At 59.4% G+C, this 2,171-nt stretch carries 1 protein-coding gene and 1 tRNA gene; both read right to left on the reverse strand.

Translation table 11 applies throughout. The features are described from left to right. Window positions 1-1,830: tetratricopeptide repeat protein (locus U9R81_RS06290; protein ID WP_322494657.1), on the reverse strand; the 1,830-nt coding region annotated here is incomplete at its 3' end. Between the two features lie 264 nt (window positions 1,831-2,094). Further along, window positions 2,095-2,171, reverse strand: a tRNA-Pro gene (locus U9R81_RS06295).

The following is a 2,171-nucleotide window of genomic DNA, read 5'->3' on the forward strand; positions in this document are numbered from 1 at the left end:
CATCCCCTCAAGCTGCGCAATCTCCTCTGGTGAGAGGCCCAACTCCTCCAGCGAGAACGGCGTCAGCTCCAACTCTTCCACCGGCTCTTCGCCCTTGCCGCTCAATGCGCCTACGGCGCCAGAAGGCGCTAAACTCTCATCAAAGCTCAACTTTGGCAAACGGAAGGTGCCGGTTAAGCGCTCAGGCGAACCGTCGTCCTCGCGCAACGACACGTCATCATTCGAGAAATAAGCCGCTACGTCAGCATCAGTAAGCTCAACCGACGACAGCGGCGGATCTTCGACCGGCGGCAACGAAGCAGCGCGTTCAACCAACTTGCTAAAGATCGACGGCCCGCTCGGATCGGCCTCTTGGGGCAACTGAATACCGCCACTCCGCATTGACGGTTCTTGCCAGCTATAGATTCCCGGTTCGACCGGTTCAGCTTGCGGCGCAGGCCGCGCCTCATCAAGCGCCAGATCGTCAAGCGAGAAGGGTTGTAACGACGGCGGCAATTCACCGGTAGAAGCGCTTGCCCCGAAATCAAGATCATCGAGCGAGAACGGTTGCAAGCCACTCAACTCATCAACAAACGCATCACTGCCCGCCGTGCTCCGCTCTTGGGATCGCGCGGCCTCATCAGCCGGCAAGCCTAACTCTTCGATCGAGAACGGCGTCAACCCCTGCGCCGCCCCACCCTCCAACTGGGCAATCTCTTCCGCCGACAGCCCTAACTCCTCCAGCGAGAACGGCGCCAGCGCTGGTTCGGCGAGGGGAGTTGCAGCTACATTGATCCCAATCTCATCAAGCGTCAAACCGGTTGGGGTCACAGCCGGCCCCGGCAGATCGAGATCGAAATCAAACGCATCGCCACCCAACGTCGCCGGCTGAGGCGGGGGCGCAACACTCGTTGCCGGCGGCGAGAAGAGCAACATCGCCAGCAGATCATCATCTGACATCGCCGAAGCCACGGCTGCAGGTTGAGCCGCCGGCGCCAACCAACTGGCTTCGGCAAAAAAATCATCATCGGCAGCGACCGCCGCCGGAGCGGCGGCTGCCGCACGCCGCGCCTGCCACTCAGCCTCGTCCCACGCTGGCAACGAGAGATCAGGCGTTGGCACACCAACCGGCAGCGGATCGAACAACATACGCGCCACAGTCTGATACGGATCGAGGCGTTGCGCGATGCGCCAGTGTTCGATACCACGCCGGTCGCCATCGTCAAGCAATATCGCACCGAGGATCAGATGCGCTTTCAAGAGCTTTGGTTGCGCCTGCAACGCCTGCTGGCATGCCTCAGCGGCTTCATCGATCCGGCCATCACGCCAGAGGGCTTCGATCAAACCAACCCACGCATCGAGCCGCTCAGGATGTTCAGCGATCACATTGCGAAACTCATGAATCGCTTGCGGCAACATGTGGCCACGGGCATACAGGCGGGCCAACCCGGATCGGCTCAGGCGGAGAGCGGCATGCTCACTCCCCCATGCTTCGGTGTAGAGCCGCACCAACTGGGCGCGAAGTTCGGGCATATCCGGACGAATTTCCAGCGCCTGTTCAAAATCGGCAATCGCCTTATCGAGCCGGCCTTGCCACTCGTAGGCCATGCCTAGACCAACGTGGGCCGGAATATTTTCGGGATCAGCCTGCAACACCTGCTCGAAGGTCGCCACGGCGGCGGGCAAGTCGCGCTGAGCGAGATACGCCTCGCCCAGCAACCGTTGGGCTTCCAGATTATCAGGATAGTACGCGAGGATGTGTTGGGTCAGGCCAATTGCCTGCTCAATCTGGTTCGCCTCGAGGAATGTTCTGGCTTGTATGTAGGCGTCTTGCAGGCTGATAGTCGCCATCCCGGATCCTCCCACGTGATATATGCTGGCGCCGCTCAAAAAAGAGAAGTTATGCATTGAGGGGACGCAATAGCAGCGCGAATGGTATTCGCCACATGTTTGTAGTATAGCGCCGAATCATGGAGGGTGTCAAGATGTACTGAGTAATTATTGGCATTTTACCAGTATCGCCGGGCAAAAAATCGTTTACTGCACTGGTTAGCCAGCGAGGAAAAGCGCAAAAATATAAACGCTGGCGAGCAAATGCTCGCCAGCGTTGCCGGATGGTCGGGGCGACTGGATTTGAACCAGCGACCTCCTGAACCCCATTCAGGTGCGCTACCGGTCTGCGCTACGCCCCG

The sequence above is a fragment of the Chloroflexus sp. genome (assembly GCF_034435895.1).
In the GTDB taxonomy this organism is placed as follows: Bacteria; Chloroflexota; Chloroflexia; order Chloroflexales; family Chloroflexaceae; genus Chloroflexus.